Here is a 22782-nt window from a genome sequence, read left to right as displayed (position 1 = left end):
GCCCGGCGGTGCCGCCGCCACCGCCGCCTCCCGGTCCGATGCCCGCGCCGCCGTTTCCGCCGCCACCGCTGACCGCGTCGGCACCGCCCCCGGCTGGCCCGTCCAGAACCGCGCCACCGGCGCCGGGCCACCACTCGGGCTGGGCCGCCGCCGCGAGTGTCTCCGCACCCACCACGACATCGCCGGACTCCGGGCCGTCCGCGTTCTGGTCGTCTTCCGCGCCGGCGGTCCCGGCTGCGCCGGCGACCCCGCCGTCCTCCGCGCCACCCGTGGTGGTGCCGGCGCCGGCGCTGCCGGCCTGGCCACCACCGACCAACCCGGCCACGCAGCGGGACGGCCTGCCCGCTGGCGCCGGCACGGCGGGGACGCCGGTCTCCCCGGTCTCCGGTGTCCCGGCGTCGGGCCCGCCCGCACCGGGCCGACCGGCGTCCGGCCTGTACGGCGCGGCCCCGACCACCGCCTGGCCGGCGGCAGCCACGAGCGGGGTTCCCGCGCCCGCGACCGGTCCGGCCGGCAGCCGGGCTGCGGTCGGTGTTCCCGCCGGGCGTCCGGAGCCGGGAACGGCCGACCTGGCCAGCATCGTGTACGGCACCGACGGGCCGGGCTTCGCCACGGTCGCGCTGCCTACCGGCGACCAACTGGACAATTCCGGCTCGCTGACCGGGCACATCCTGGCCCAGGGCTGGACGGATGCCCCGACCGCCCGGTCCAGCACCGCCAGGGTGGTGATCGTCATGGCGGCGTCGCTCGGGCTGCTCGTCGCGATCGGGGTGCTCGTCGTACTGCTGGCCGGCAACGCCATGGACGGGCTGGTCGGCGGCCTCCTCAACAGCTGAGGGGCCCGCTGGATGGTGAGCCCGCCCACTACCTTCCCAGGGCACGGTGGCGGGATTGCCGTGTCGCCGTACACTTGTCGTGATCACTGACCCCGGCGCGCGTGAGGCGCGCCCATGGGCGATCTTGCGGGCGATCCGGCGGCGTTCAGCTGCGGCAGGCCATCGCGAAGATGCGCCCCGCTCGAAAGGCATTTCTTGACCACCTTTGCTGACCCCAGCAAGTTCCCGTCCGTCTTCGACGCCTCGGCCCACGCGGGCGACCCGGCCGACACCACCGCCGTCGCCGAGACCGCTCCGGCCGACACCACCACCGACGACAGCGCGACGATCGACGCCGCCGTCGACGCGCCCGCCGACACCGAGACCGACAGCAAGGTCGACGCGGACACCGACGGCGAGGCCCTCGTCGAGGCCGACGTCGACTTCGCCGCGCTCGGCCTGCCCCAGCCGCTGGTACAGGCACTCGGCCGGCTGGGCATCGCCACGCCGTTCCCGATCCAGCGGGCCACCGTCCCGGACGCCCTCGCCGGGCGGGACGTCCTCGGCCGGGGCCAGACCGGCTCCGGCAAGACCCTCGCCTTCGGCCTGCCGGTGATCGCCCGGCTCGCCAAGCGCAACCGGGCCCGCCCGCTGCACCCCCGGGCCCTGGTGCTGGTGCCCACCCGGGAGTTGGCCATGCAGGTCAACGACGCTCTCGTGCCGCTCGGCAAGGCCGTCGGAATCTTCCTCAAGACCGCCGTCGGCGGCGTGCCGTACGACCGGCAGATCGACGCGCTCCGGCGGGGCGTCGAGATCGTCGTGGCCACCCCCGGGCGGCTGGGCGACCTGATCAATCGGGGCGTCTGTCACCTCGACGACGTCGAGGTGACGGTCCTCGACGAGGCCGACCAGATGGCCGACATGGGCTTCCTGCCGGAGGTCACGGAGCTTCTCGCCAAGACGCCGGCCGGCAGCCAGCGGCTACTCTTCTCGGCCACCCTGGACGGTGACGTGGACTCGCTGGTCAAGCGGTTCATGACCGACCCGGTCACCCACTCGACCGCCCCGGCCACCGCCGCCGTTTCGACGATGGACCACCACCTGCTGCTGATCCCGCCGCACGACAAGTTCGCCGTGACGGCGTCCATCGCCGCCCGGTCCGGCCGGACGATGCTGTTCGCCCGTACCCAGCTCGGGGTGGACCGGCTCGTCGAGCAGCTCGCCGCCGTCGGCGTACGAGCCGGCGGGCTGCACGGGGGCAAGACGCAGCGGATGCGTACCAAGACCCTGGCCGAGTTCCGCGAGGGCCGGATGAGCGTGCTGGTCGCCACGGACGTGGCGGCTCGGGGCATCCACGTGGACGGTGTCTCCCTGGTGCTGCACGTCGACCCGCCGAAGGAACCAAAGGACTACCTGCACCGGGCAGGGCGTACGGCCCGGGCCGGCGAGTCCGGGGCGGTGGCCACGCTGGTGCTGCCCAAGCAGCGCCGGACCACGCTCGCCATGCTGGAGAAGGCCGGCGTCGAGCCGGCGGAGACCCGGGTCCGGGCCGGCGACCCGACCCTGGCCGAGCTGACCGGTGCCCGCGAGCCCAGCGGCGTGCCGGTCCGCGACGAGGCTCCCGCCCCACGCCGGCACGGCGACCGCCCGTCCGGCCCGCGCCGGTTCGAGGACCGGGGCGAGCGCCGCTACGGCGACCGACCCACGGGCGAGCGCCGATACGGCGACCGACCCACAGCCGAGCGCCGCTACGACGACCGACCCACGGGCGAGCGCCGCTACGACGACCGGCCCACGGGCGAGCGCCGATACGGCGACCGGCCCACAGCCGAGCGCCGATACGGCGACCGGGACGGCCGGGGCGAACGCGGCTCCGGCGAGCGGCGGTACGGCGACCAGGGGCCGCGTGCCGTTGGGGACCGCCGGTTCGGCGACCGGCCCACGGGGGAGCGCCGCTACGACGACCGCCCGTCCGGCGGGCAACGGTTCGACGAGCGGGCCGGTGGCGAGCGCCGCTACGGCGACCGTCCCACAGGGGAACAACGCTACGACGACCGGCCGACCGCCCCGCGCCGCTACGAGGACCGCCCCGTCGGCGAGCGTCGCTACGGCGACCGGCCCGCCGGGGAGCGGCGGTTCGCGGAGCGGGGTGAGCGAGGCGGGGACCCGCGCACCGGAGATCGGCGGGGCAGCTTCCGTCCCGAGGGGCGCGGACGGGACGACCGACCGCGCGACGACCGGCGCGGCTTCGGCGGGCGACCGCCGGCGCGTACCCACTGATCCTGGCGACGACCGGAACGCCGCTGCGAGCCCACGCCCCGCAGCGGCGTTTCCGCTTGTCCTGCCGGCGCGAACGGCGTGCCGTAACGTCCGGTTCATGCCGGTCACGCCGAAATCGCTGTTCTGGGCCCGGATGGACGCCGCCGGAACCGAGCACGTGGTGTTCGACGAAAACAGCGGGCTCGGCGCGCAGGGCACCGCCCTCGCCGTCGACCCGATCCCCTACACCTGCCGGTACCGGCTGACGACCGGGTCCGACTGGGCGACCAGCCGGCTGGAGGTAGAGGCCGAGGGCGCGGGCTGGCAGCGGACCGTACGCCTGGAACCGGCCGGCGGCCGGTGGCGCGTGACCGCCACCGAGCGGGGCAACCTGGACGCGGCGCTGCGGGCGGCCGGGCATCCGCCGGCTGGCCTGCCCGGCACCGACGACCCGGACCGGCTGGCCGGCGCAACGGACGTCGACCTGGGCGGATCGCCGCTGTTCAACACCCTTGCGGTACGCCGGCTCGGGCTGGCCTCGGCGACGCCGGGGACGGCGCACCGAATCACCGTGGCGTGGGTGCTGGTGCCCAGCCTGACGGTGCTGCCCACCGAGCAGGTCTACACGGCCCTCGGCCCCGGTCGGGTCCGCTTCGCCAGCGGGACGTTCACCGCCGACCTTGACGTCGACCCGGACGGCTGGGTGATCCACTACCCGGGCCTGGCCGACCGCGTCGCCCCGCGTTGAGCCCTCCCGGGCGCGGAGGGGTGTTAGGAAGGGCCCCTTGTACAACAGAATGCGTTAACAGGGGCCCCTCCTTTCACGCGGGCCAGCTGCCGGTGGCGAGGAAGCGGTCGACGGTCGCCAGATGCGGGGCGAGGTCGAGCCCCTGCCCGGCCACCCAGTCGTCGGCGTAGTACGTGTCGGCGTACCGGTCCCCCGGGTCGCAGATCAGGGTGACCACCGAACCGGCGCGGCCCTCGGCGAGCATCCCGGCGATCAGGCCGAACGCGCCCCACAGGTTGGTGCCCGTGGAGCCGCCGACGCGGCGGCCGAGCAGGGCCGAGCCGGCCCGCATGGCGGCCAGGGAGGCGGCGTCGGGCACCTGGACCATCCGGTCCACCACGGCGGGCAGGAACGACGCCTCGACGCTGGGCCGGCCGATCCCCTCGATCCGCGAGCCCCGGCCGGTGCACACCGACCAGTCGGCGGCCTGCCAGGCGGGGTAGAACGCCGAGTTCTCCGGGTCCACGACGCAGAGCTTGGTGGGCAGTCGCCGGAACCGGGTGTACCGGCCGATGGTGGCGCTGGTGCCGCCGGTGCCGGCCCCAACGACGATCCACGCCGGCAGGGGGTGCCGCTCCAGCGCGAGCTGCGCGTAGATCGACTCGGCGATGTTGTTGTTTCCCCGCCAGTCGGTGGCCCGCTCGGCATAGGTGAACTGGTCCATGAAGTGGCCGCCGGAGTCCTCGGCGAGCCAGCGCGCCTCGACGACCACCTTGGCTGGATCGTCGACGAGGTGGCAGCGCCCGCCCTGGAACTCGATCTGGCTGATCTTCTCGGGCGAGGTGGACGCCGGCATCACCGCGATGAACGGCAGCCCCAGCATCCGGGCGAAGTACGCCTCGGAGACCGCCGTCGAGCCGGAGGACGCCTCGACGATCGTCGTCTCCGGGCCGATCCAGCCGTTGCAGAGCCCGTACAGGAACAGGGAGCGGGCGAGCCGGTGCTTCAGCGAGCCGGTGGGGTGCACCGACTCGTCCTTGAGGTAGAGGTCGATCCCCCATTCCCGGGGCAGCGGGAACGGCAGCAGGTGGGTGTCGGCGGACCGGTTGGCATCGGCCTCGACCGTGGCGATCGCCTCGGTCACCCACGTCCGGCTGGCCTCGTCGCACCGGTCGAGATGAGTCATGTTCGAAAACGTAGCAAGCGGATCAGCCCTGGTCGCGGCCGATCAGGCGGTGGGCCGATCAGGCGGTGGGCCGATCAGGTCACGGGTGGCCAGGCGGTGGGCCGGTCAGGCTACGGGGCGGTCCAGCGGCTGTGGGCGGTTCTCCCACTTGGTGGAGAGGGCGATCCCGGTCCGGGTGGAGGCCACCCCGGGGGTACGGTTCAGCCGCACGATCAACTGCTCCAGCTCGGCGATGGTGCCGACCCGCGCCTTCAGCAGGAACGACTCGACCCCCGCCATGAAGTAGCAGGACTCGATCTCGGGCATCCGCCGGAACGCCTCCAGCACGTCGTCGGTGTCGCCGCCGGAGTCCTCGACGATGCCGATCAGCGCGGTCACGCCGAGGCCGATGGACTCGGGCTCCACCTCCGCCCGGTACGCCCGGATGACGCCGCTCGACTCCAGCTTGCCGACCCGCTCGTGCACGGCCGGAGCGGAGAGCCCGACCTGGCGGGCCAGCTCGGCGTACGAGAGTCGGGCGTTGCCTTGCAGCAGCTCCACGAGGCTGAGGTCGATGGCGTCCACGGATTGTGACCCTAGTGGTTGGGGCGTAACGCCGGTCGCCCGGCATGCGTTGCACATGACAGCAGGTGAGTGTCCGCAGACCTTCGGTCGAGGGAGAGCAGAGCCGGTCCCGTTTACTAACTTCCCACTCAGTGCGTTTTTCGCGTTTGGCGGACAGGCCAGGTCGCTGGTGCTGTAATTGCCATACGTCCCTCATGACGGCTCTGGGCTCGCACCGGCCGGGGGCAGTGTGTTCAGCCGAGGGCTTCGTCGACGCGAGGAGGGGGCTGTGGACACTGGAGATCGCCTGCTGACACCGGGTGAGGTCGCCGCGCTGTTTCGGGTTGACCCGAAGACTGTGACGCGCTGGGCAGCGGCCGGCCGGATCGGCAGCATCCGGACTCCAGGCGGGCATCGCCGGTTTCGGGAATCCGAGGTGCGAGCCCTGCTTGAGGGGGAGGGCATGCTGGACGAGGCGGACGACATGGGAAAGGCCCGTAACGCCGGCCCCGCCGCGTCGACCGGCCCCGGCCCGGCCAACGCAGGGATGTACTGACCAGGTGCGCTGACGGGCACGGGCCGGTCAGTCCGGTCCGCGTCCCGGCCACCGATCTCGCGGCCGGGCCGACCCACCGCGCCGCTCAGGAGCGGTCGGCGCCCAGTTCGCCGGACCAGCGGCGAAACAGGGTGTGCGGCACGCCGAGCGCGTCGAGCACCTTGCCCGCCACAAAGTCGACGAGCTGCCGCGCGGAGGCGGACGCCCCGGCGCCGTAGAAGCCGGGGCTGGCTGGCAGCACCACCGCCCCGGCGTCGTGCAGGGCGATCAGGTGTTCCAGGTGGCTGCGGGTCACCGGCGTCTCGCGGGGCACGACCACCACCGGCCGGCGCTCCTTGAGGTTGACCTCGGCGGCCCGCTGCAACAGGTCCTTGGACAGACCGATCGCGATGCCGGCGCAGGCCGCCGTGCTGGCCGGGACGACCGCCATGCCGCGTACCCGGTAGGAGCCGCTGCTGGGCCCGGCGGCGAGGTCGCCGGCGGGCCAGTGCCGCAGGTCGGCGTCGCCCAGGTCGCGCCCGAGCCAGGACGCGAGGTCCTCGGCCCAGTGCCCGTCGCGGAAGGCCCGCCCGGTCTCGTCGAGGATGGTCAGCCGGGCGGCCCGGGAGACGATCAGGTCCACCGGTTCGCCGGCGTCGAGCAGTCCGCGGACCACTGCCGCCGCGTACGGTGTGCCCGACGCGCCGGAAACCCCCACCACCCATGGTTCACGCATACCGTCCAGCCTGCCTGGTCAGGGCGGCCGACTGCCGGCCACCCCCACCCCCCTGGGGCGGGCGGGGGCACCAGCGCGGCAACGACCTGTCATGCTGCGGTGGGCGATCGACGTCCCACGGGAGGAAATCGGTGATGCCCGACGATGTCCTTCGGTCGCTGCGCGCCGACTGCCCGATCCCGCCTCGGCTTTCGCCGTACGCCGATCGGGTGCAACGCTGGCTCGACGACCGGATGCCCAGCGTCGGCCTCCCGCTCGACAGCCCCGCCCTGGACCGGTTGTCCCGCGCCCGGTTCGCCCGGTACGCCGGCCGGCTCTACCCGCAGGCCACCGAGCCCGACCTGCGCGTGATCGCGGCCCTGTTCACCTGGTTCTTCCTGGTCGACGACGCCTGCGACGGGCCGGACAGGCTGCACCCCGACCAGATCATGGCGCTGCGGCACGGGACGCTGCGCCTGTTGCGCGACGGCCCCCGGGGGCAGCACCCGGGCCTCACCGGCCCCCTGCGCCGGCTGCTGGTGCGCGCGTGGCGGGAGCCGCGCCGCCGGATGCCGGACCGCTGGCAGGAGCAGTTCGCCGACGCGGTCGGGCACCACCTGCACGGTGTCTGGCAGGAGGCGGTGGACAAGGCGGCCGGCCGCCCACCTGGCGTGGCCCGGTACGTCGAGCTGCGCCGGGCCACCTCGGCGGCGTACGTGTCGTATTCGCTGATCGAGTTCGTCACCGGCCGGGCGCTGCCCGACGCGGTGTACCACCACCCGCGGCTGCGCGAGATCGCGGACCTCGGCAACGACCTGCTCTCCTGGTACAACGACATCGCCTCGCTGGAGCGGGACCGGGCCACCTCCGGCGGGCACAACCTGGTGCTGGCCCTGGCCGCCGAGCGGGTTGTCGGCGTCAACGCCGCGGTCGGCCTGGCCGCCGAGCGGTGGCGGGCGGCGCTGCGCCGCTTCGTCGAGCTGCGCGCGGGCGTGCCGTCGTTCGGGCCGGCGCTGGACGAGGCCGTCACCGAACACCTCGACGGGATCGCCGCCGCCGTTCGCGGCACGATCGAGTGGACGCTGGAGAGCGCCCGCTACGGCAAGGAGGGGCCCCTTGTCGACGCTCCCGGTAGAGCAGGGGCCCTCTCTTAACCACGAGCCGGCGAGCGCACAAAACCGCAAGCGCACCAGGCCGCGGACCGGCTCAGGGGCGCAGGCCCAGCCGGGCCACCAGGTCGAGCAGCGCGAACACGAACAGCGCGATGCCGACGAACCCGTTCGCGGTGAAGAACGCCCGGTTGACCTTGCTCAGGTCGGTCGGACTGACCACGAGGTGCTGGTACCCGAACGCGGCCGCGGTGAGCGCCAGCCCGATCCACCATGGCCAGCCGAACCCGACGAGCGCCCCGAACCAGATGAACAGCGCGAACGTCACCCCGTGCGCGACGGTGGAGGCGTGCAGGGCGAACCGCAGCCCGTACCGGGCGGGGACGCTGTGCACGCCGATCTCGCGGTCGACGTCGACGTCCTGGCAGGCGTAGATCAGATCGAAGCCGCCGATCCACAGGCCGACGGCCACGCCGAGCAGCCACGCCGGCCACGAGCCGGCGAAGGTGCCGGTGACGGCGAGCCACGCGCCGACCGGGCCGACCGCCTGGGCGATCGCGAGGATCGCGTGCGGCCAGTTGGTGAACCGCTTGCCGTACGGGTAGACGATCAGCGGGATCACCGCGAGCGGCGCCAGCGCCAGGCAGAGCGGGTTGAGCAGGGCGGCGGCGGCGAGGAACACCACGAGCGCGACGGCCGCGCCGGTCCAGGCCGTCCGCAGGCTCACCGCCCCGGTGACCAGCTCACGGGCAGCGGTACGCGGGTTCCGCGCGTCGATGTGCCGGTCAAGGATCCGGTTGGCGGCCATGGCGAACGTCCGCGCCCCGACCATCGCCACGGTGATGAGCAGCAGGTCACCCCAGCGCACCCGCCCGCCGTTGACCTGCATCGCGGTCAGCGCCGACAGGTACGCGAACGGCAGCGCGAAGACGGAGTGCTCGATCGCGACGAGCTTGAGGAAGGACTTGACGCGGCCCGGCCGCGCGGGCGTAACGGCGGCGGTCGCCATCAGATCCCGTACTCCTTCCAACGCTTGTCGACCAGCGACACGACCTCGGGGGCCATGGTCATCTCCTCGGGCCAGCCACGGGTGTAGCCCTCGGTGGGCAGCTTGCGGGTGGCGTCGACGCCGACCTTGCCGCCCCAGAACTGCTGGTACGACGCGTGGTCGAGGTGGTCGACGGGCCCCTCTGTGAGCAGCAGGTCGCGAGCGTAGTCGACGTTGCCGAACGCCCGGAAGGCGACCTCGTGGTAGTCGTGCACGTCGCAGTCGTCGTCGACGATCACGATCAGCTTGGTCAGCGACATCAGGTGCGCGCCCCAGATCGCGTTCATCACCTTCTGGGCGTGCTTCGGGTAGCGCTTGCGGATCGACACGATCGCGCAGTTGTGGAACACCCCGGCGGCCGGCAGGTCGTAGTCGACGATGTCCGGGATCAGCAGCTTCAGCAGCGGCTGGAAGATCCGCTCGGTGGCCTTGCCGAGGCCGTGGTCCTCCTGCGGCGGCTTCGAGGTGACGATCGAGTGGTAGACGGCGTCGCGCTGCATGGTCATCGTCTCGATGTGCAGCACCGGGAACGGCTCGACCGGCGTATAGAAACCTGTGTGGTCGCCGAACGGCCCCTCGGGCAGCCGCTCGCCGGGCTCCAGGTACCCCTCCAGCACGATCTGGGCATGCGCGGGCACCTGGAGCGGGACGGTGAGACAGTCGACCATCTCGACCCGCTCGCCGCGCAGGAACCCGGCGAACAGGTATTCGTCGATGTCGCTGGGCAGCGGCGCGCTGGCCGCGTACGAGACGACCGGGTCGCAACCGATCGCGACCGCGACGGGCAGGCGCTGGCGGAGCCGCTCGGCGACCGCGTGGTGGGCGGTGGAGTCCTTGTGGATTTGCCAGTGCATGCCCAGGGTGTTGCGGGAGTGCTGCTGGAGCCGGTAGAGGCCGAGGTTGCGCTTGCCCGTCTCGGGGTGCTTGGTGTGGGTGAGCCCGTAGTTGTGGAAGATCCCGCCGTCGCCGGGCCAGACCTGGAGGCCGGGCAGCCGACCCAGGTCGACGTCGTCGCCGGAGTACACCACCTGCTGACAGGGGGCGGTCTTGACCTTGCGCGGCGGCACCGACTTGAGCTGCATGACCTTGCCGAGGCCCTCGCGGATGCCGGACCAGCCGATTGGCAGCTCCGGCTTGATCAGTGCGCCGATTCGCGCGCCGATCTCGTCGAGGGAGTCGACGCCCAGCGCCATCGCCATCCGCTTCTCGGTGCCGAACAGGTTGATCGCCATCGGCAGCTCGCCCCGGGTGGGCCGCTCGAAGAGCAGCGCGGGGCCGCCGGCCCGCACGGTCCGGGTGACGATCTCGCTGATCTCCAGCGTCGGGTCCACCGGGACGCTGACCCGGCGCAGCTCCCCCGCCCGTTCCAGAGCCGCGAGGAAGTCCTTCAGATCGGTGTACGGGAACCCACGTGCCGCCATACCCCCAGTCTCCCGCACCCCCTTGAGGTGCAAGGAAGGGCCCCTTGTTAACGCATTCCGTAGAGGAAGGGCCCCTGTCAACAGCCGACACTCCTGCGCTGGAGAAGAGCAAAACACCGGGTGGACGGGGCCGGGCGCCCACCGCTCAGTCCACGTACAGCCGGGCGGCGTCGACGAGGACCACGTCCGGCCGGCGCGCCGCCTCCCGGGCCACTTCGTCGGTGAAGCCCTCTGAGCGGCTCGGTGATTCGGTACCGGCTCCGCCCGCTGCGCAGCGGGTCCGGGTCGCGGACGAGCAGACCCGCGTTCTCCAGGACGGTCAGCGGGTGTTGCAGGTCCGTCGCCTTCCGGCCGATGTAGCCGGCGATGCCGCCCCTGGTCGCGTTCCCCTCCGCCACCGCCGCCAGGACCGAGTGGTAGAGCGCGGTGTCCCGCAGGTCGGGCTCCTCAGCGAGCAGGTAACGCGCCTCACGCGCGTGCGGGTCGGACCGGGCTGGTCAGCTCACCCCGGCGTACGAGTGCAGGCCGGTGAAGAAGAAGTTCACCCCGAACAGGTTCATCAGCATGGTGAGGAAGCCGAGGATGGCGATCCAGGTCGCCACGTTGCGCCGCACGCTCGGGGTGGCCCGGGCGTGCAGGTAGCCCGCGTACACCACCCAGGAAATGAACGCCCAGGTCTCCTTCGGGTCCCAGCCCCACGGCCGGCCCCACGCGGCCTCCGCCCAGATCGCCCCGGCGATCACCGCGAAGGTGAAGATCGGGAACGCGAAGGCGTGCAGCGTGAAGGTCAGCCGTTCCAGGCCGGCCGCCGCCGGCAACCGCTTCGCCAGCGTGTACGGGAAGCTGCGCCGGCCCCGCTCGTACCCGTTGCGCATGAGGAACGCGACCGCCGGCACCACGCCGAGCAGGAAGATGCCGGACGAGAAGCTGATCGTCGACACGTGCACGATGAACCAGTACGACTGGAGCGCCGGGGTCAGCGGCACCACCTCGACGTAGAGCTTCATCTCGGCGAACGCCAGCAGCAGCACCATGACCAGGGTGAGGAACAGCCCGAGGCGACGCAGCGAGGGGCGCTTCCACAGCACGGCCAGCCACGCCGCCGCACCGACGAACGACACGGTCAGCACGAACTCGTACATGTTGCCCCAGGGCATCCGGTCGGCGGCGATGCCGCGGGTGACCGTGGCCGCGAGGTGCAGCGCGGCGGCGAGCGCGGTGATCCAGACCGCGACGCGGCCGGCCAGCCGGCCCCGGTCCGCCGAGCGGTCGCCGCCGGCCGGCGCGGCGTCGGCCTTGGCGATCGGAGCGTCGGGCAGGGCGTCGGCGCTGGCGACCGGCGCGTCGACGCCGCCGACTCTCGCCCCGACCCCCGCGCCGACCAGCTCACGCGCGGGCGCGGCGGGCCGGGCGACGGCACGGGCGTTGCCCAGGGCGTACTCGACGGCGTGGCTGATCATCGCGATCAGGTACGCCAGGATCGCGAACGTGACCAACTGGTCGGAGAGTGCGGACATCACTGCGCTCCTTCTCGCGTCCCGGCCGGGCCGCCCGCGTCGTGGCCCCCGCCGGCCAGCGCGCCCGGCGTACCGTCGCCGGCCCCACCGTCGCCGGCCCGGCCGCCCGGCGTCACGTCGCCGCTGATGGCGGCGACGAGCTGCGCGAACTCGTCGGCGAACCCTGGATAGTCGGTGCGCGGCAGGCCACCGGCCTCCACCAAACTACTACCGGCCGTCGGAGATCCACCGGCGGGGTCGGCCCCGCCAGCCGTCGCCCGGTCGGGCCCGGCCGGCGTGACCCGGAACCACACCCGGCGACGCCGGCCGAACAGGGCGCCCATGAGACCGACCAGCAGCGTCGCCGAGCTGCCGAGCAGCAGGATCGAGCCGGGGTCGTACCGCACCGAGATGGTGATGTACGGCTTCGTGCCGACGAACTCCAGCACGCTGCCGTCGTCCAGCGTCCACTTCTCGCCGACGGCGAGCTTCCGGTCGCCGATCTGCTTGAGCTTGCCGCTGGCGACCTGGCGCTGGTCGAGCTGGTACACCGAACCGGGGATGCCGGCGTCCATGCCCAGGTTCCCCCGGTAGGCGACCAGTACCACAGCCGGGTTGCGTTCGGTCGGGAACTCCGACCGGGTGAACGGGGCCTGCTGGGGCGCGGTGGGCAGATAGAGCCCCTCGAAGGCGACCTGGAGGCCGGCGTCCCGCTTCCCCGTCGCCGGGTCGACGTTGACGTCCGGGAACGCGGCCACACCCTCGCTGGTAAGGGTGGCGTCCCCGGTCGTCAGGAACGGGAAGTTGCTGGTCTGCGTCCTGCCGTACCGGTCGGTGTAGCGCAGGATCGGCGCGTAGCCGTGGCCGAGCAGGTAGACGTTGGCGTCGCCGAGGCGCAGCGGGTCGTTCACCGAGAAGGACGCGGTGCGGGTGGCCCGGCCGGCCTCCTCCACGTCGACCGTGGCCCGGTACGACTCCGGCTGCGTCGACTCCAGGAACGTGGCCTCGAAGTCGGTCAGCGTCAGGCAGAACGGCGGCAGGTCGGCGCTGTCCACCCGGGGGCCGAGCTTGGCCTCGGCGTACTGCTGGCGCGTGTTGCAGAACGCGTTCTCCGCGCCGGCCACCAGCAGCTTGTTGCCGTGCCAGCCGTACCAGGAACCGAGCGCGACGCCGAGCAGCACGACGATCAGCGAGGTGTGGAACAGCAGGTTGCCGGTTTCCTTGAGGTACCCCTTCTCGGCGGACACCTCGTTGCCGCGTACCTGCGCCCGCCAGCGGCGGCGGCGCAGCTCGGCCGCGACGGCCTCGGCATCGGTGGTGACGCCGGTCAGCACGGCGTGCTGGGGCAGCCGGTCCAGCCGCTGCGGCGCGGCCGGCGGCTTCGCCCGCAGGGCGCGCACGTGCTCGCGCAGCCGGGGCACGATGCAGCCGATCAGCGAGGTGAACAGCAGCAGGTAGATCGCGGAGAACCAGACCGACCCGAACACCTCGAACGCGCCGATCCGGTCCAGCCTCGGGGCCAGGTCGGGGTGGTCGACGAAGTACTTGTTGACGTTCTCCGGGTTCACCCCGCGCTGCGGCAGCACCGAGCCGGGGATCGCGGCGACGGCGAGCAGGAAGAGCAGGATCAGCGCCGTACGCATGCTGGTGAGCTGCCGCCACGAGTTACGCAGCAGGGCCAGCACCGGGTTGGGCCGGCGGCGGGGCGCGTCGGCCGGCGGGGCCGGCCGGTCCTCGACGACCGTCATCAGATGCTCACCTCGCCCACGCCCACCGTCGTCTGCAACCAGATCACGAAGTTGGTCCACCCGCCGGTGACCAGCGCAAGGCCGATCAGGACCAGCAGTATCCCGCCGACCCGGGTGACCCAGCGGCTGTTGCGTCGCACGGCGCGGAACACCCCGAGCAGGCGGTGGAAGGCCAGCCCGAAGACGACGAACGGCACGCCCAGCCCGAGGCAGTACGCCACGGCGAGCACCACGGCCCGGTCGAGCTGCCCGCCGGGGGTGGCCATGCCGAGCACCGCCGCGAGCGTCGGGCCGGTGCAGGGCATCCAGCTCAGCGCGAAGACCGCGCCGAAGACCGGGGCCCCGAGCAGGCCGGCGGCGGGCAGCCGGTGGATACGGAACTCCCGTTGCAGGCCCGGGAGCACCCCGACGAACGCCAGCCCGAGCACGACGATCAGCGCGCCGACGCCGATCTCGAGCTGCCGCTCGTACTGGATGAAGACCCGGCCGACGCTGGCGAACAGGATCGCGGTGGCGGTGAACACGGCGGTGAAGCCGGCGATGAACAGCAGCGTCCCGGCGAGGATCCGCCCCTTGACCACCGCGCCGGGCCGGCGCCCTTTCCGGGTACGCTCCGCCGCCCGTTCCCGCACCGCGACCCCGCCGGCCGTATCGCCGGATCGGGCCGGGCCCGCCGGATGGCCGTCCCCGCCGCCGGCCGCCTGCCCGCCGCCGGGGGTGTCGACAGGGTGCCCCTGCTCTACCGGGGGCGTTGACAGGGGGCCCTTCCTTGCGCTCTCCAGGTCGGCGCCGGCCAGGCCGGTGACGTAGGAGAGGTAGCCGGGGACCAGCGGAAGGACGCACGGGGAGAGGAAGCTGACCAGCCCGGCGAGCGCCGCCGCGCCGATGGCCAGCAGCAGCGGGCCGCTGCTGGCGATGTCGTGGAAGGTCTGGCCCATCAGCGCGAACCGTTGGGGGCGGGCCGCTCGGCGGCGATCCGCTCGACGATCGGTCGCAGCCGGTCCTGGGTGACCGCCGACCGGATCACCACGGCGACCCGGCCGTCCCGGTCGAGGATCACGGTGGCCGGGATGGTGTTCGGCGCGATGTCGAAGGCGAGGGCGAGCCGGCTCGGCGGGTCGAACAGGCTCGGGTAGGTCACCCGGCCCTCCTCGAACGCGATGGCCTTGTCCTGGTTGTCCTGCACGTTGATGCCGAGAAACGTCACCCCGGACGCCTTGGTGGCCTGGTAGGTGGCCTCCAGGTCGTCGGCCTCGGCGCGGCAGGGGGCGCACCAGGAGCCCCAGAAGTTGACCACGACGACCTGCCCCAGGTCCTTCGCGACGTCGTAGCTGCCGCCGGTGAGCAGTTCACCGGCCAGCTTCGGGGCGGCGGAGCGCTGGTCGGGGGCGCACTCGATGACCCCGTCGGTGGTCGTGCAGCGCTGCTCCTGGCTATCGGGGGAGCAGGCGGTCAGCGCCGCCGTGGTCGTCACGGCCGCGATGAGCCCCGCGATCCACCTCCGGGCTGACATCAGGCCCCCTTGGCCGTCCGGGCGGTCGGCGATGTGGCGACGAGGTGGGCGGCGGGCTCGGTGTACCCGATCCCGACCACCTTCGTGCCGTCGAAGTGGAACGAGGTGAGGCTGGCCAGCCCGCACTGCCGCTTGCGCGGGTCGTGCCAGAGCCGCTTGCGCTCGACGTACCGGCGCAGCGTCCAGATCGGGAGCTGGTGGGAGACCAGCACGGCCTCCCGCCCCTCGGCGGCGACGCGGGCCGCGTGCAGGGCGGCGAACATCCGCTCGGCGATGGTTCGGTACGCCTCGCCCCAGGACGGGGTGACCGGGTCGCGCAGCACCCACCAGTTGCGCGGGTCACGGAACGAGCCGTCGCCCGGGGAGACCTTCTTGCCCTCGAACCAGTTGGCGCTCTCGATCAGCCGCTCGTCCACCCCGACGGGCAGGCCGAACTGCGCGGCGATCGGGTCGGCGGTCTGCTGGGCGCGTTCGAGCGGGCTGGCCACCACGTGCACCACGTTCCGCTCGGCGAGCCCCTGGGCCGCCGCCTTGGCCATCTGCACGCCCAGCTCCGACAGGCGGAAGCCGGGCAGCCGGCCGTACAGGATCTGGCCCGGGTTGTACACCTCGCCGTGTCGCAGTACGTGGACCACCGTCTTGCTCACCGCAGCGCCCCCTTCGTTCGCGACTGCGGGGCTCGCAAAACCGGCTCACTCCTCGCGCTCACCGCAGCGCCCCCTTCGTTCGCGACTGCGGGGCTCGCAAAACCGGCTCACTCCTCGCGCTCACCACTACCCCCCGTTGCCCACCGCTGCCGCCGCGTTCGCCGCCGCCGGAAGGGCCGCGGCGATCTGTTCCAGGGCGGCGTCGTCGATCGCCGCCGAGACGAACCAGGCCTCGAACGCGCTCGGCGGCAGATAGACCCCGTCGGCGAGCATCGAGTGGAAGAACGCCCGGAACGCCGGGACCTGCTGGGTCCGCGCGCTGTCGTAGTCGACCACGTCGGCGTCCGTGAAGAAGATCGAGAACATGCTGCCCGCGTACGACAGGCGGTGCGGGACCCCGGCGGCGGCCAGCGCGTCGGAGGCCAGCTTGCCCACGACGGCGGCGGTGTCGTCGAGCCTGCGGTAGACCGCGTCGTCGGCCAGGCGCAGCGTGGCCAGGCCGGCGGCGCAGGCCAGCGGGTTGCCGGAGAGCGTGCCGGCCTGGTAGACCGGGCCGGCCGGGGCGAGCCGCGCCATGATCTCCGCGCGTCCGCCGAAGGCCGCGGCCGGCAGCCCACCACCCATGACCTTCCCGTACGTCCACAGGTCGGCGTCGGCCGGGTCGAGGCCGTGCCAGCCGGAGCGGGAGACCCGGAAGCCGGTCATCACCTCGTCGACGACGAGCAGCGCGCCGTGCGCGTGGGCGATCCGGGCGAGCTGGGCGTTGAACCCGTCGCGCGGGGCGACCACGCCCATGTTGCCGGCCGCCGCCTCGGTGATGATCGCTGCGATGTGCTGGCCCTCGGCGGCGAACGCCTCCTCGACGGCGGCGACATCGTTGTACGGCAGCACGATCGTCTCGCTCGCCGCCGCGCCGGTGACGCCGGGCGAGTCGGGCAGGCCGAGGGTGGCCACGCCGGAGCCGGCGGCGGCGAGCAGCGCGTCGACGTGCCCGTGGTAGCAGCCGGCGAACTTCACGATTTTGGAGCGGCCGGTGAAGCCCCGGGCCAGCCGGATCGCCGACATGGTGGCCTCGGTGCCCGAGTTGACCAGCCGGACCTGCTCGACCGGGGTCCGGTCGACGATCTCGGCGGCCAACTCGACCTCACCGGGGGTCGGGGTGCCGAAGCTGGTGCCCCGGGCGGCGGCGGCCTGGACGGCCTCGACCACCTCGGGGTGGGCGTGCCCGAGCAGCAGCGGCCCCCAGGAGCAGACGAGGTCGACGTAACGCCGGCCGTCCGCGTCGTGGAGCCAGGGACCCTCCCCCCGGACCATGAAGCGCGGGGTCCCGCCGACGGCCTGGAACGCGCGCACGGGGGAGTTCACCCCGCCCGGCACGATTGCGCGGGCGCGGTCGAACAGGGCCTCGGAGGCCGGCGCGTCGGCCGGGTAGCGGCCGGATCCGGCGGAGAAGTCATCGGTCACGATGCCGCCATTGTGTCAGCGCCGGGCGGCGAATCGGTAGCGACCCCTGGTCGGGGTTACCGGGCTCACCCGGCGGCGGCGCCCACCCGTGCGACGGCCGCCTCGGCGGGGGCGGACCCGCGCCGAACTGCCTCAGCGGGCCGGGTGAACCGGATCGCGATAGGCTGACCCGGTGGATCGTGCCGAACTGTCCATCGCGGTACACCGAACGGGCGACGAAGTCGTGCTCCGCCTCGCCGGTGAGATCGACATGCTCACGGCCGCCCAGCTCTCGACCGTCGTCAACGAGGCGCTCGCCGATCCGCCGCCGCGGATCGTCCTCGACCTGGGTGGCGTCACCTTCTGCGATTCGCAGGGCCTGGGCACCCTGGTCGTCCTCAGCCGCAAGGCCAGCCATGCGCAGAGCCTGCTGATGCTGACCAACGTCGGCGACTTCCTGCTCCGCGTCCTGGACATCACGGGCCTCCGCTCGGCCCTGATGATCCGCAACGGCGCCCCCGCCGACTGACCCCGGCAGCACCGGCCCACGCCGGGCCAGCCGGACCGGTCGCGGGCGCCGCCCAGGGCCGGGCCGGGCGGGCTACAGGCCGTGACCCCAGCGGGCCTGTTCGAGGAGTTCGACGGCGCGGGCGTGGCAGTCCGGAGCTTCGCCGCGCAGCAGCGTCGTGGCCTCGTCGACCGCGTCGGTGAGCGTCCGCCACTGCGCCTCACGCTCCCGGACCAGGTCGGACTGCGCGGCCAACTGCCGGGTCTTCACCCACAGCTCGACGAAGATCGACACCTTGGCCCGCAGCACCCAGGGGTCGAAGGGCTTGGTCAGGTAGTCCACCGCGCCGACCGCGTACCCGCGCAGGGCGAGCTGGGCGTCCTTGTCGGCGGCGGTGAGAAAGATGATCGGCACGTGCCGGGTACGTTCCCGCCGCTTGATGTGGCTCGCGGTCTCGAATCCGTCCATGTCCGGCATCTGCGCGTCCAGCAGGATGACCGCGAAGTCGTCCACCAGCAACTGCTTGAGCGCCGCCTCTCCGCTCTCCACCGCCACCGACTGCACCGGCAACCCCTGGAGGATCGCCTCCAGGGCCATCAGATTCTCCCGCCGGTCGTCGACCAGCAGCGCTTTGGCCGTCTGGGTCACGAAATCTCCTCGCCTCGGCTGCCGCTCACCCAGGACGCCATCAGCTCGATCAGCTCGTCCAGGTCGACCGGTTTGGTGATGTAGTCGCTGCCCCCCGCCACGAGCGCGGACTCGCGGTCCCCGGGCATCGCCTTCGCGGTCAGGAAGACGATCGGGAGGTCGGCGAAATGGTGGTTACGCCGGATCTGCCGCGTCGTCTCGTATCCGTCCTGGTCGGGCATCATCGCGTCCATCAGCACGACGTCCACCTCCGGATGCTCGGCCAGCAGGCGAACCCCGTCCGCGCCGTTGTCCGAGTACAACACGGTCATACCGTGCAACTCCAATGCGCTGGTCAAAGCGAAGACGTTCCGCACGTCGTCGTCGATGATCAGCACGTTGACGCCCTCCAGCCGGCGGGTGGCCGGCGTCTCGGCCGGCTCCGACAGCGCCAATGGGGGCATGAGCAGCGACGACGGCAGGCCCGCCCGGGCCGGCGAGGGCGGTGCCGGCGCGACCACCGCGTCCGGCGCCAGCACCTCCGGCACGTACAGAGTAAAGGTGGAGCCCTCCCCGGGCGCGGAGCTGACCGTGATCGAGCCGCCGAGCAGGCGGGCCAGGTCCCGGCTGATCGACAGCCCCAGCCCCGTGCCGCCGTAGCGGCGGCTGGTCGTCCCGTCCGCCTGCTGGAACGCCTCGAAGATCAGCGACAGCTTGTCGTCCGAGATGCCGATGCCCGTGTCGATCACCGTGAAGGCGATCACCTGCCGGGCGTTGATCAGCGCAGGGACGTCGAAGACGACGTTCTCGGGGGCCGGGGCGATGCGCAGCGTCACCGCGCCGTTGTCGGTGAACTTCACCGCGTTGGAGAGCAGGTTGCGCAGGATCTGCTGCAACCGCTGCGCGTCGGTGACCAGCGCCGGGGGCAGCTCCCTGGCGAGCCGCACCTGGAAGTCGAGACCCTTCTCCTCCGCCTGCGGGGCGAACGCCTGCTCGACGTACCCCCGGATCTCGGCGAACTGGACCTCGGTCGGCTCGACGTCCATCCGGCCCGCCTCGATCTTCGACAGGTCGAGGATGTCGTCGATCAGGCGCAGCAGGTCCGAGCCGGAGCCGTGGATGGTCCGGGCGAACTCGATCTGCTTCGGGGTGAGGTTCTGCTCCGAGTTCTCCGCCAGCAGCCGGGCGAGCAGCAGCAGCGAGTTCAGCGGCGTACGCAGCTCGTGGCTCATGTTGGCCAGGAACTCCGACTTGTACGCCGACGCCCGGGTGAGCTGCTGCGCCTTGTCCTCCAGGCCGAGCCGGGCCAGCTCGATCTCCCGGTTCTGGGTCTCGATGTTCGCCTTCTGCTCCGACAGGAGTTGGGCCTTGTCCTCCAGCTCGGCGTTGGTGCGCTGCAACTCGGCCGACTGCTCCTGGAGCTCGTGGGCCAGCCGCTGGGACTGGGCCAGCAGTTCCTCCGTGCGCCGGTTGGCCTGGATGGTGTTGACCGCCACGCCGATGGTCAGCACCAGCCGCTCCAGGAACGTCAGGTGCAGCTCGGGGAAGGCCGCCACGCTGGCGAACTCGATCACGCCGAGCAGCTCGCCCTCGAACAGGACGGGAAGCACCACCAGGTCGGCCGGTGGGGTATTGGCCAGCCCGGAGCGCAGGGTGAGCCGGCCGTTCGGCGACGCGCTCACCCGGATGGTCCGGCGGGAGAGTGCGGCCTGCCCCACCAGCCCCTCACCCGGCCCGAACGTGACGTCGTGCCCCCGGGCCACGTAGCCGTACGAGGCCGTCAGCCGCAGCCGCATGCTGCCGTCGGAGGTGTCCGCCAGGAAGAACGCGCCGAGCTGCGCGTCGACCAGCGGGGTCACCTCCATCATGATCATCCGGCAGACCTCGCCGAGGTCCCGCTGCCCCTGGAGCAGGCCGCCGATCCGGGCCAGGTTCGAGTCCAGCCAGCCCTGCTCGGCGTTCTTCTTCGTCGTCTCCCGGAGGGTGACGATCATCTGGTTGATGTTGTCCTTCAGGTCGGCGACCTCGCCCTGCGCCTCGACCGTGATCCGCTGGGTCAGGTCGCCCCGGGTCACCGAGGTCGACACCTGGGCGATGGCCCGTAGCTGGGTGGTGAGCGTCGAGGCAAGCTGGTTGACGTTCTCCGTCAGGTCCCGCCAGGTGCCCGAGACGCCCTTCACCTGGGCCTGGGCACCCAACTTGCCCTCGATGCCGACCTCGCGGCCCACCCGGGTCACCTCGTCGGCGAACGACCGGAGCTGGTCCACCATCGTGTTGACGGTGTTCTTCAGCTCCAGGATCTCGCCCTGCGCGTCCACCGTGATCTTCTGCGACAGGTCACCCTTGGCCACCGCCGTGGTGACCGAGGCGATGTTGCGCACCTGCGACGTCAGGTTCGACCCCATCGAGTTGACGTTGTCCGTCAGGGCCCGCCACGTACCCGAGACGCCCTTGACCTGGGCCTGACCGCCGAGCTTGCCCTCGGTGCCCACCTCCCGGGCCACCCGCGTCACCTCGTCGGCGAACGAGCTGAGCTGATCCACCATCGTGTTCACCGTCGACTTCAGCTCCAGGATCTCGCCCCGGGCATCCACCGTGATCTTCTGCGACAGGTCACCCTTCGCCACCGCCGTCGAGACCTGGGCGATGTTGCGCACCTGGGCGGTCAGGTTCGACGCCATCGAGTTCACATTGTCCGTCAGGTCCCGCCAGGTGCCGGCCACGCCGCGCACCTGGGCCTGGCCGCCCAGCTTGCCCTCGGTGCCCACCTCCCGGGCCACCCGCGTCACCTCGTCGGCGAACGAGCTGAGCTGATCCACCATCGTGTTCACCGTCGACTTCAGCTCCAGGATCTCGCCCCGGGCATCCACCGTGATCTTCTGCGACAGGTCACCCTTCGCCACCGCCGTGGTGACCGAGGCGATGTTGCGCACCTGCGACGTCAGGTTCGACGCCATCGAGTTCACGTTGTCCGTCAGGTCCCGCCACGTACCAAGGACGCCCTTGACCTGGGCCTGACCACCCAGCTTGCCCTCGGTGCCCACCTCGCGCGCCACCCGCGTCACCTCGTCGGCGAACGAGCTGAGCTGATCCACCATCGTGTTCACGGTGTTCTTCAGCTCCAGGATCTCGCCCTGCGCGTCCACCGTGATCTTCTGGCTCAGGTCGCCCTTCGCCACGGCCGTCGAGACCTGCGAGATGTTGCGCACCTGGCTGGTCAGGTTGCCGGCGAGCTGGTTGACGTTCTCGGTGAGGTCGCGCCAGGTGCCGGAGACGCCGCGCACCTGGGCCTGACCACCCAGCTTGCCCTCGATGCCCACCTCGCGCGCCACCCGCGTCACCTCGTCGGCGAACGAGCTGAGCTGATCCACCATTGTGTTCACGGTGTCCTTCAGCTCCAGGATCTCGCCCTGCGCGGCGACGGTGATCTTCTGCGACAGGTCACCCCGGGCGACGGCCGTCGAGACCTGGGCGATGTTGCGCACCTGGGCGGTCAGGTTCGACGCCATCGAGTTGACGCTGTCGGTCAGGTCCTTCCAGGTGCCGGCGACGTTCGGCACGTCGGCCTGGCCGCCCAGCTTGCCCTCGGTGCCCACCTCCCGGGCCACCCGGGTCACCTGCTCGGCGAAGAGACGCAGCGTGTCGGTGAGCGAGTTGATCGTGTAGGCCAACTCGGCGACCTCGCCGCGTGCCCCGACCGTGATCTTCTGCGACAGGTCGCCCTTCGCCACCGCCGTCGCCACCTGGGAGATCGACCGCACCTGGCCGGTCAGGTTCGACGCCATGGTGTTCACCGAGTCGGTGAGGTCCTTCCAGGTGCCGGCCACCCCGCGCACGTCGGCCTGGCCGCCCAGCTTGCCCTCGGTGCCCACCTCCCGGGCCACCCGGGTCACCTCGTTGGAGAAGGACGAGAGCTGGTCGACCATCGTGTTGACCGTGCGACCGATCCGCAGGTACTCGCCGCGCAGCGGGCGACCGTCGATCTCCAGCGCCATGTGCTGGGAGAGGTCGCCGTCGGCCACGGCCACGATCACCCGGGCGATCTCGGTGGTCGGGCGGCCCAGGTCGTCGATCAGCGAGTTGACCGCCCGGTGGCCCTCCGCCCAGGAACCCTCCAGCCCCTCCTCGTCCAGGCGCTGGGTGAGCCGGCCGTCCCGGCCGACGACCCGGCTGATCCGGCGCAGGTCGAGATGCTGCCGCTCCTGGAGGGCCACCACGTCGTTGAACGCGTCCGCCACCTCGCCGGCCCCACCCGCCCGGCGGGGCAGCCGCACCTTCAGGTCGCCACCGCGCACCCGGCGCAACGCCGCCGTCAACTCGCGGAGCAGGGCGGACGGGTCCGGCGCGGACGGGTCCGCGGCTACCGAGTGTTTCGCCGTGGTCATCGCATTCCTCGCTTTTCGGGGGCCGCCGGCGCCCCGTCGACGCACCGGCCGTCTCAT

At 72.2% G+C, this 22782-nt stretch carries 19 protein-coding genes and 1 pseudogene; 6 read left to right on the top strand and 14 right to left on the bottom strand.

The window, feature by feature from the left end; genetic code table 11:
- Window positions 1-478 (bottom strand): annotated as a pseudogene (locus E1258_RS33875) (hypothetical protein); the annotation flags it as partial.
- 103 nt (window positions 479-581) lie between these two features.
- Here E1258_RS33875 and E1258_RS07125 point away from each other — a divergent pair.
- The 3 genes from E1258_RS07125 to E1258_RS07115 all read left to right on the top strand — a co-directional run bounded on the left by E1258_RS07125 (window position 582) and on the right by E1258_RS07115 (window position 3822).
- Window positions 582-836 carry a hypothetical protein gene (locus tag E1258_RS07125; protein ID WP_243715249.1) on the top strand — a complete coding sequence of 85 codons (255 nt, stop codon included), beginning with the start codon at window positions 582-584 and terminating at the stop codon, window positions 834-836.
- A gap of 114 nt (window positions 837-950) precedes the next feature.
- On the top strand, window positions 951-3095 hold the full coding sequence (locus tag E1258_RS07120) for a DEAD/DEAH box helicase (protein ID WP_132397967.1): 2145 nt from the start codon (window positions 951-953) through the stop codon (window positions 3093-3095).
- A 97-nt stretch (window positions 3096-3192) separates the two neighbouring features.
- On the top strand, window positions 3193-3822 hold the full coding sequence (locus E1258_RS07115; RefSeq protein ID WP_132397965.1) for a putative glycolipid-binding domain-containing protein: 630 nt from the start codon (window positions 3193-3195) through the stop codon (window positions 3820-3822).
- A gap of 73 nt (window positions 3823-3895) precedes the next feature.
- Here the strand turns inward: E1258_RS07115 and E1258_RS07110 are convergent, their stop codons facing one another.
- Entirely contained in the window at window positions 3896-4987 is a 1092-nt protein-coding gene (locus E1258_RS07110; RefSeq protein ID WP_132397963.1) for a PLP-dependent cysteine synthase family protein, read from the bottom strand.
- A gap of 105 nt (window positions 4988-5092) precedes the next feature.
- Complete coding sequence (locus E1258_RS07105) at window positions 5093-5551, bottom strand: Lrp/AsnC family transcriptional regulator (protein WP_132397961.1); 459 nt, start codon at window positions 5549-5551, stop codon at window positions 5093-5095.
- Window positions 5552-5819: 268 nt separating this feature from the next.
- Between E1258_RS07105 and E1258_RS07100 the strand changes: the two genes are divergently transcribed.
- On the top strand, window positions 5820-6086 hold the full coding sequence (locus tag E1258_RS07100) for a BldC family transcriptional regulator (protein WP_132397959.1): 267 nt from the start codon (window positions 5820-5822) through the stop codon (window positions 6084-6086).
- Between the two features lie 85 nt (window positions 6087-6171).
- Here the strand turns inward: E1258_RS07100 and E1258_RS07095 are convergent, their stop codons facing one another.
- The gene (locus tag E1258_RS07095) at window positions 6172-6801 is read right to left on the bottom strand and encodes a UbiX family flavin prenyltransferase (RefSeq protein ID WP_132397957.1); all 630 of its coding nucleotides are present in this window, start codon (window positions 6799-6801) and stop codon (window positions 6172-6174) included.
- Between the two features lie 134 nt (window positions 6802-6935).
- Between E1258_RS07095 and E1258_RS07090 the strand changes: the two genes are divergently transcribed.
- Window positions 6936-7934: a terpene synthase gene (locus tag E1258_RS07090; protein ID WP_132397955.1), complete on the top strand. Its 999-nt coding sequence runs from the start codon at window positions 6936-6938 to the stop codon at window positions 7932-7934.
- A 52-nt stretch (window positions 7935-7986) separates the two neighbouring features.
- Here E1258_RS07090 and mqnP read toward each other — a convergent pair whose 3' ends face one another.
- From mqnP to hemL, 8 genes are all read right to left on the bottom strand, one after another.
- Window positions 7987-8898: a menaquinone biosynthesis prenyltransferase MqnP gene (gene mqnP, locus E1258_RS07085; protein WP_132397953.1), complete on the bottom strand. Its 912-nt coding sequence runs from the start codon at window positions 8896-8898 to the stop codon at window positions 7987-7989.
- A complete protein-coding gene (locus E1258_RS07080; protein ID WP_132397951.1) occupies window positions 8898-10358 on the bottom strand; it encodes a menaquinone biosynthesis decarboxylase in 1461 nt (486 codons plus the stop codon). The genes mqnP and E1258_RS07080 overlap by 1 nt, the downstream gene beginning before the upstream one ends.
- Window positions 10359-10855: 497 nt before the next feature.
- Window positions 10856-11875 (bottom strand): c-type cytochrome biogenesis protein CcsB, encoded by a 1020-nt coding sequence (gene ccsB, locus E1258_RS07070; protein WP_132397949.1) that lies wholly within the window; start codon window positions 11873-11875, stop codon window positions 10856-10858.
- Window positions 11875-13602, bottom strand: a complete 1728-nt coding sequence (locus E1258_RS07065; protein WP_243715248.1) for a cytochrome c biogenesis protein ResB — start codon at window positions 13600-13602, stop codon at window positions 11875-11877. Before E1258_RS07065 ends, ccsB begins: the two co-directional genes overlap by 1 nt.
- The gene (locus E1258_RS07060) at window positions 13602-14540 is read right to left on the bottom strand and encodes a cytochrome c biogenesis CcdA family protein (protein ID WP_132397947.1); all 939 of its coding nucleotides are present in this window, start codon (window positions 14538-14540) and stop codon (window positions 13602-13604) included. Before E1258_RS07060 ends, E1258_RS07065 begins: the two co-directional genes overlap by 1 nt.
- Window positions 14540-15115 (bottom strand): TlpA disulfide reductase family protein, encoded by a 576-nt coding sequence (locus tag E1258_RS07055; RefSeq protein WP_132397945.1) that lies wholly within the window; start codon window positions 15113-15115, stop codon window positions 14540-14542. Before E1258_RS07055 ends, E1258_RS07060 begins: the two co-directional genes overlap by 1 nt.
- Window positions 15115-15762, bottom strand: coding sequence for a histidine phosphatase family protein (locus E1258_RS07050; protein WP_132397943.1), 648 nt, complete (start codon window positions 15760-15762; stop codon window positions 15115-15117). The genes E1258_RS07055 and E1258_RS07050 overlap by 1 nt, the downstream gene beginning before the upstream one ends.
- A gap of 126 nt (window positions 15763-15888) precedes the next feature.
- A complete protein-coding gene (gene hemL / locus E1258_RS07045) occupies window positions 15889-17226 on the bottom strand; it encodes a glutamate-1-semialdehyde 2,1-aminomutase (protein ID WP_132397941.1) in 1338 nt (445 codons plus the stop codon).
- Window positions 17227-17398: 172 nt separating this feature from the next.
- On the opposite strand from hemL, the gene E1258_RS07040 reads away from it, so the two are divergent.
- Complete coding sequence (locus E1258_RS07040; RefSeq protein WP_132397939.1) at window positions 17399-17734, top strand: STAS domain-containing protein; 336 nt, start codon at window positions 17399-17401, stop codon at window positions 17732-17734.
- A gap of 72 nt (window positions 17735-17806) precedes the next feature.
- Here the strand turns inward: E1258_RS07040 and E1258_RS07035 are convergent, their stop codons facing one another.
- Both E1258_RS07035 and E1258_RS07030 read right to left on the bottom strand, forming a co-directional pair.
- Window positions 17807-18361, bottom strand: coding sequence for a two-component system response regulator (locus E1258_RS07035; protein WP_132397937.1), 555 nt, complete (start codon window positions 18359-18361; stop codon window positions 17807-17809).
- Window positions 18358-22725 carry a HAMP domain-containing protein gene (locus E1258_RS07030; protein ID WP_132397934.1) on the bottom strand — a complete coding sequence of 1456 codons (4368 nt, stop codon included), beginning with the start codon at window positions 22723-22725 and terminating at the stop codon, window positions 18358-18360. Before E1258_RS07030 ends, E1258_RS07035 begins: the two co-directional genes overlap by 4 nt.
- Window positions 22726-22782 lie beyond the last annotated feature (57 nt).

It is taken from the genome of Micromonospora sp. KC207 (assembly GCF_004348615.1).
GTDB lineage: Bacteria > Actinomycetota > Actinomycetes > Mycobacteriales > Micromonosporaceae > Micromonospora.
Note: the sequence above shows the minus strand (reverse complement) of the source record. Positions and strands in the feature narration are given on the sequence as shown.

What these genes read in the sequence shown, in the direction of transcription:
- E1258_RS07060 (WP_132397947.1), bottom strand. Translation starts at nt 14,540, where the DNA reads ATGGGCCAGACCTTCCACGACATCGCCAGCAGCGGCCCGCTGCTGCTG.
- E1258_RS07065 (WP_243715248.1), bottom strand. Translation starts at nt 13,602, where the DNA reads ATGACGGTCGTCGAGGACCGGCCGGCCCCGCCGGCCGACGCGCCCCGC.
- E1258_RS07120 (WP_132397967.1), top strand. Translation starts at nt 951, where the DNA reads ATGGGCGATCTTGCGGGCGATCCGGCGGCGTTCAGCTGCGGCAGGCCA.
- ccsB (WP_132397949.1), bottom strand. Translation starts at nt 11,875, where the DNA reads ATGTCCGCACTCTCCGACCAGTTGGTCACGTTCGCGATCCTGGCGTAC.
- E1258_RS07095 (WP_132397957.1), bottom strand. Translation starts at nt 6,801, where the DNA reads ATGCGTGAACCATGGGTGGTGGGGGTTTCCGGCGCGTCGGGCACACCG.
- E1258_RS07080 (WP_132397951.1), bottom strand. Translation starts at nt 10,358, where the DNA reads ATGGCGGCACGTGGGTTCCCGTACACCGATCTGAAGGACTTCCTCGCG.
- E1258_RS07090 (WP_132397955.1), top strand. Translation starts at nt 6,936, where the DNA reads ATGCCCGACGATGTCCTTCGGTCGCTGCGCGCCGACTGCCCGATCCCG.
- mqnP (WP_132397953.1), bottom strand. Translation starts at nt 8,898, where the DNA reads ATGGCGACCGCCGCCGTTACGCCCGCGCGGCCGGGCCGCGTCAAGTCC.
- E1258_RS07030 (WP_132397934.1), bottom strand. Translation starts at nt 22,725, where the DNA reads ATGACCACGGCGAAACACTCGGTAGCCGCGGACCCGTCCGCGCCGGAC.
- E1258_RS07055 (WP_132397945.1), bottom strand. Translation starts at nt 15,115, where the DNA reads ATGTCAGCCCGGAGGTGGATCGCGGGGCTCATCGCGGCCGTGACGACC.
- E1258_RS07110 (WP_132397963.1), bottom strand. Translation starts at nt 4,987, where the DNA reads ATGACTCATCTCGACCGGTGCGACGAGGCCAGCCGGACGTGGGTGACC.
- E1258_RS07115 (WP_132397965.1), top strand. Translation starts at nt 3,193, where the DNA reads ATGCCGGTCACGCCGAAATCGCTGTTCTGGGCCCGGATGGACGCCGCC.